Raw genomic sequence first — 5,893 nt, 5'->3', positions numbered from 1 at the left:
TTCCGGGTCGCGGTAGAGCACCTCGGCGGCGAAGAGCGCCCCGGCCAGGGGCGCCCGGAAGATGCTGCCCACCCCGGCGCCCACCCCGGCGGCCATCATGATGCGCCGTTCACGGTCCGAAAAATGGAGGCGGGTGGCCAGATAGGAGCCGAACCCGCCGCCGATCTGGGCGATGGGGCCCTCCCGGCCGCCGGAGCCGCCGGTGGACAGGGTGATGGCCGAGGCGATGGTTTTGACGAACGGCACCCGGCCGCGGATATACCCGCCATGGTGATGGTAGGCGTTGATGGCCGCGTCGGTTCCATGCCCTTCGGCTTCCGGGGCGAAGGTAAAGACCAGCCACCCACTGATGATCCCGCCCAAAGCCGGCAGCACCAGGAGCATCCAGCGGTTGAGTGTCGTCGTTGTGGGCGGCAGCAGGGCGTGTTCACCGGCCGGCGCCGGCGGCCGGTGACCGGCCATCCAGTCCAGGAAAAAGTGGACCCCGAGCTGGCACAGATAGTGGAAAACAATCGCGCCCGCACCGGCTATCAGGCCGATCAGGACAAAGTAGAAGGTCCAGCGGCCGGCGTGCTTGATGGCGTGGGAGCGGTCCTTGCCGATCAGCCTTTGGATACGCTCTTTTAGGGTGGCGGGAGCCGTCATGACACCAAAAGGCTGACGGTTCCGCAAAAAGTCCAATTTCTGCGTTGCGCTGCATCTCGAAGTCGCTGCGGCGTAGAGGTGTACACCTCACGCCGCTGAGATTTGCGCGCATAAAACTTGAACTTTTTTCGAAACCGTATTGTTTTTGACTTTTCTACCGGTTCATCAAAGGTTGTCCGGTTGGGTGTTCCAACTCTCTGACGGCCTTGAGCACCGTGTCGAAGAGTTCCGCCACGTCCCTTTCCTCCAGGCAGGAGAACGCCACCCGCAGGTTGCGGGCATCAACGGCAATCAGGCCCACCCCGTAGCGCTCCAGCAGATGGCAGCGCAGCGTTTCGGCGTCCACCGTTTTGAGACGCAGGCACATGAAATAACCCGAGTTGAAGGGGTAGACGCTCCATGCCGGTCGGTATTTGGGGTCGTTCAGGACCGCTTTGACGCACCCGGCGCGCTGCTCCAGAATTCGGGTTTTTGCCTGCTTTTCGACCGGGTATTCCGGGGACTGCAGCGATCTCAGGAGAAGACTCTGGCTGAGGTGCGAAGCGTTTGAGATGCAGCCGCGAATGCAGCCGGCGGTCTTTTTCTCGAGGGCTTCGTAAACCGGGCGGCTGTCGCCGTTGATGCAGGTACCGTAGGTGATGAACCCCACCCGCAGGCCCCAGGCGAAGTTCTCCTTGGTGGCACCGTCCATTTTCACCGCCATCAGCCGGGGGTGGGCGCTGCACAGCCGGGCGAAGAGAGACTCCCGGATGGGCGCATCGCCGTAAAACAACCCGAAATAGGCATCGTCAAAGGCGGCCACGACATTGGCGCCCTTTTCGGCCGTGGTGGTCAGGAAGGCAGCGATGCGGTCGGCTTCGCGGGCAGTGATGGTGTAGCCGGTCGGGTTGTTGGGAAAATTCAGCACAACGCTGACCTTGCCGTGTTCAGCCGCCGTGCGGGCGACGCTGTCCTCAAAGCCGGCGTGGTTGAAACCGCCCTCCGGGGTGAAAAACGGGTAGTGGATCAGCCGGGCGCCCCGGCGCAGGGCCAAGATCAGGTTGTAGTTGCCCCAAAACAAATCCGGCAGCACCACCGTGTCGCCGGGATCCAGCCACAATTCGGCAAAGGTGCTGACCGCGTGGGTGATGCCGCAGGTGACCACCGGCAGGCTGATGGATTTGCCGGTCAGGGAGCGGTTTTTTTCAAAAAGACCCGCCTGCCAGGCTTCCCGCAGGGCCGGCAGCCCGAAGGAGGGGGCATAGGTCAGGGCATCGGCCGCGGTGATGTCCCCAAGGGGCTTCATCACCGAGTCGAGCTGCATGGTCCGGCCGTTTTCCAGGGCGATTCCAATGGTGGCGTTGATGTGGGTGGCCTTTTGTTTGGCCTCGGCGCTCTGGCTGAGAATCCCCTTGGGAAAGAAAAGGCTGCGGCCAAGCTCGGAGAGCATCTCCAGGATGTGGGGATTGCCGCTGCGGATGATCTGGTTGAGGTCGGTTGCAAACGGATGCATTTTCAGTCGGGTCCTCATTTTAGGGGCTGCGGGCGGTAAAGTGAGGTTCGACCTTTTTCGGGTCCGGTAAAACGCCCGATTTCAGCCGATGCGACAGGGAGTTTCTTACTGTCGGAGAGAAAAAAAAGTCAAGTGAAAAGCGCTGCGGCGCGTGGCGCAGGACGGGGCCGAACGGGTGGCACCAAAAAAACCCCGCTTTTAAAAAAAAAAGCGGGGTCCTCTGGAAGCAGGCCAACGGGGCTTATTTGCCGCCGCGTTTGGACGCTTTCAACGGGTTGATTTTCTGGCTGCTGGCCTTGGCCTCTTTGACCAGGTGAGTTGCCAGGTTACAGTTCCCGTTTTTCCATTTTTTCGCCGGTTCAGGGCACGCGACGCAGTACCAGCCGGTCTCAAACTGCTGGGGTCGGCTGCAGCCGCTGCACTGCTCGACAATCGGGTGGCAGTGGCCGCCGTTGTAGGAGCACCCCTTGGCCGTCATGAAGACGCAGTCCTGCCCATTGCGAATGGTTGTGCAAATCATCGAAACCACCTCCTTGGGATATACCGAACATAGAAAGGGCCTGGAAACTGATGCTTCCGGCCCCGTTCATGTGTTTGGTTCGGTGTTTAAATTGGCGCGATCCTAAAGGTCGAGTGGCCTTTTGTCAACAAAAAAAACGGGCCCGGCCGGTTGCCGGAAAACTGGCGCAAAGAGTCGGCCGCTGGGGATAACGATCCCACCTCCGGCGTGCTGGTGAGAACCGGTGGTCAGGCGTGGGGCGATTCGGGTCCGAAACGCCTCGGCACCCCGGTGAAACCCTTGGCTGCGGGGATCTCCGGTTTTCCCAACCACGCTCTTTTTTGAGGCGGGTGGCTTGCTTTCAGCCTTGCCCTTGGTATAATCGCAAATCGCTCAGTCCCCGGTACCCTGGCCCGTCGCCCGCTTCCCCATGGGCCGTGATCTTCCCGCTGGCGCCGTCCAACCCCAAACGGCCTCCGGGCGGGCCGCCGGGGTTCTGCCGCTTTTTATCTTTTACGCCCGGTGCTGATGGTCAGGGAACGGGGCAGCCCGAGGGGGCGGTGAAAGGAGACGGTGTATGAAAAGTACGCTCAAATGGGTGGCGATTGTGGGCGGCGGCGTTGTCGTGATGCTCATCGCGGCCCTGTTTGTGATTCCCCTCTTCGTGGATCTTAAGACCTACAAACCCATGATCGAAGAGCGCGTCAGCGCCGTCACGGAGCGGCCGTTCGCTCTCGGCGGGGATCTCAAACTGTCGCTTTTTCCGTGGGCCGGCCTTTCCCTGTCCGATCTGCGCCTGGGCAACCCGCCGGGGTTTGCCGAAAAGGACCTGTTGACCGTCGAGAGTTTCGACGTGCGGGTCAAACTCCTGCCCCTGATTTTCAGAGACATTCAGGTCCAGCGATTCGTGCTCAAGGGGCCGCGGCTGGTTTTGGAGCGCCTGAAAAACGGCCGGGGCAACTGGGAGGGGATCGGCGCCGTCGACCGCGGCGTTGCACCTGCCAAAACCGAGGGAAAACCGGCCGCCGCATCCGGGGGCGGCCAGTTTCCGATCAGCTCCCTGCTGGTGGGCGAGTTTGCCGTTTCCGGCGGCAGCCTCGTGTGGATCGACCACACCGGGCCCCAACGCCGGGAAGTCACGGATTTCAACCTCAGCCTCTCGGACGTTTCCCTGGATAAACCGATCGGGGTGCTTCTTGCCGCTCTACTGGATGGCAAGCCCTTATCCCTGGAGGGGCGAGTGGGGCCGGTGGGGCCGATGCCCGGTAAGGGGACGGTGCCGATCGCATTGACCGTCTCGGCCCTCGAGACGGTCTTCCTGACGGTCACCGGGGGGGTGACGGACCCCGTCGCTGCGCCGCGCTTCGATCTGGCCGTGGTGCTGGCCCCCTTCAGTCCGCGCACGCTGTTGGCGGCGATGACGCCGCCGGTTGCACTCCAAACGGCCGATCCCCAGGCGCTTGGGCAAGTGGGTCTGAAAGTCGATCTGCAGGGCGACACCCGGCAAGTCAGCGGGCGCAATGGGCGCCTGGAACTCGACGATACCCTGGTGGTGTTCGCCTTTGACGCCGCGGAATTCCAGCAGCCCAAGGTGAGCTTCAAGCTGGAGGCGGACCAAATCGATCTGGACCGTTATCTGCCGTCGGCCGGGGACCAGAAGCCGGCCGCCGCCGGCGCGCCCGGCAGCGCCAAAGGTGCGGCCAAGCCCGCACCCGACCTCAACCTCTTGCGGCGTCTGGTGCTGGATGCAAGCGTCAAAATCGCGGAAATCAAGGCCGCCAAAGCCAGGGTGCAGGACCTCAACCTCAGGCTCAGCGGGCGCAACGGCCTCTTCCGGGTGAAACCCCTGACCCTCAACCTCTACCAGGGGGACTTGGCCGTCAATGGCACGCTGAACCTCCAGAGCGACACGCCGCGCACCGAGCTTGCGCTGCAGATGAAGGATGTGCAGGCCGGTCCGCTGTTGAAGGATATGATGGACGCGGACTACCTCACCGGCGCCGCCCGTGCGGAGGTTCAGCTGCGCATGGCCGGGATGGATGCCGGGGCCGTCAAGCCGACCCTCAACGGAAAGGGGAATGTGGTTTTCAGTCAGGGCAGCGTCAAAGGGCTCGATCTGCTCGGCATGGTGCGCAACGCTGCCGCCGCCTTCGGCCTGGGTGCGGCCGGGGCATCCCGCCCGCAGACCGATTTCACCGAGTTGAAGGCGCCCTTCACCCTTGAAAAAGGGGTCTTCAAGACCGCCGCCACCACCCTGCAGTCGCCGCTGTTGCAGGTGCAGGCGGCCGGGCAGGCCGACTTGGTCCGTGAAACCCTCGACTTCCGGATCGATCCCCGCTTTGTGGCGCCTCTCCAGGGGCAGGCGGACACGGCCGCGCCCGCGGGGGTCACGGTGCCGGTGCTGGTTTCGGGCACCTTTGACCGGCCGTCCTTTCAGCCGGACCTCAAAGGCCTGGTGCAACAGCACTTCGGAGAGGAACTCCAGGGTATCCAGCAAAAGATCGAGAAGGGCGAATTCAAAAAAGACGATCTCAAATCCCTGGAAAAGAAAGCCAAAGGCCTGCTCAAGGGCCTGCCTTTTGGCAACTGAGCGGCACCGCCCCGGGGAAAGATGCGGCGCTCGGCGCGGGCCGGGGCCAAAATACGGCTGGCCCCCTGTCGTTGGGCGCGGCATTTTGCCGCACCTGGTGGGGAAAATCGGTGCGGCAGGTAAAATTGATGAAGCGGTAAAAGCCAAAATCCAAGCAGTTTCGTAAAAAGGTCAAGTTACGACGCGCAAATCTCAGCGGCGTGAGGCGTACTTTATGTACGCCGCAGCGACTTCGAGATGCAGCGCAACGCAGAAATTGGCCTTTTTACGGAACTGTTAAAATTATTGCGGCGAGGACCTTTGCGTGATGGTTGCCCAACAAGCGGCTGACGTCATCAAAATCGAGGCCGAAGGGCTTCTCAGGCTGGCCGAAAGGATCGACGAGAGTTTCGCGCGCATGGTGGCGGCCATTTGCAGTGCCAGTGGCCGGGTGATCGTCGCCGGGATCGGCAAATCCGGACTGGTGGGGCGCAAGATCGTGGCCACCCTCAACAGCACCGGTACCCGCTCACTTTTCCTGCACCCTGTGGAGGCCATGCACGGCGACCTCGGGATCGTCAGCCGCGACGACGTGTTCCTGGCGCTTTCCAACAGCGGCGAGACCGAAGAGCTCAACATGCTGGTGCCCATCATCCGCGACATCGGCTGCACCGTGATCGCCCTGACG

At 62.3% G+C, this 5,893-nt stretch carries 5 protein-coding genes; 2 read left to right on the top strand and 3 right to left on the bottom strand.

Features of this window, described 5'->3' with window-relative positions; all coding sequences use genetic code 11:
• The 3 genes from LJE63_16395 to LJE63_16385 all read right to left on the bottom strand — a co-directional run.
• On the bottom strand, positions 1 to 645 hold a 645-nt coding region (locus LJE63_16395), incomplete at its 3' end, for a chloride channel protein (protein ID MCG6908184.1).
• 154 nt (positions 646 to 799) lie between these two features.
• Positions 800 to 2,137 (bottom strand): aminotransferase class I/II-fold pyridoxal phosphate-dependent enzyme, encoded by a 1,338-nt coding sequence (locus LJE63_16390; protein MCG6908183.1) that lies wholly within the window; start codon positions 2,135 to 2,137, stop codon positions 800 to 802.
• Positions 2,138 to 2,378: 241 nt separating this feature from the next.
• Positions 2,379 to 2,657 carry a PxxKW family cysteine-rich protein gene (locus tag LJE63_16385; GenBank protein ID MCG6908182.1) on the bottom strand — a complete coding sequence of 93 codons (279 nt, stop codon included), beginning with the start codon at positions 2,655 to 2,657 and terminating at the stop codon, positions 2,379 to 2,381.
• A gap of 556 nt (positions 2,658 to 3,213) precedes the next feature.
• Here LJE63_16385 and LJE63_16380 point away from each other — a divergent pair.
• Both LJE63_16380 and LJE63_16375 read left to right on the top strand, forming a co-directional pair.
• Entirely contained in the window at positions 3,214 to 5,226 is a 2,013-nt protein-coding gene (locus LJE63_16380; protein MCG6908181.1) for an AsmA family protein, read from the top strand.
• Positions 5,227 to 5,533: 307 nt separating this feature from the next.
• A partial coding sequence (locus tag LJE63_16375) for an SIS domain-containing protein (protein ID MCG6908180.1) occupies positions 5,534 to 5,893 on the top strand: 360 nt, incomplete at its 3' end.

This window comes from Desulfobacteraceae bacterium (genome assembly GCA_022340425.1).
Taxonomy (GTDB): domain Bacteria; phylum Desulfobacterota; class Desulfobacteria; order Desulfobacterales; family JAABRJ01; genus JAABRJ01.
The sequence above is the reverse complement of the archived record's forward strand: the minus strand, read 5'-3'. Positions and strand labels throughout refer to the sequence as shown.

Bases quoted from the DNA above. Each gene is read 5' to 3' on its own strand.
- LJE63_16385 (MCG6908182.1), bottom strand. From the start codon at position 2,657: ATGATTTGCACAACCATTCGCAATGGGCAGGACTGCGTCTTCATGACG.
- LJE63_16380 (MCG6908181.1), top strand. From the start codon at position 3,214: ATGAAAAGTACGCTCAAATGGGTGGCGATTGTGGGCGGCGGCGTTGTC.
- LJE63_16390 (MCG6908183.1), bottom strand. From the start codon at position 2,137: ATGCATCCGTTTGCAACCGACCTCAACCAGATCATCCGCAGCGGCAAT.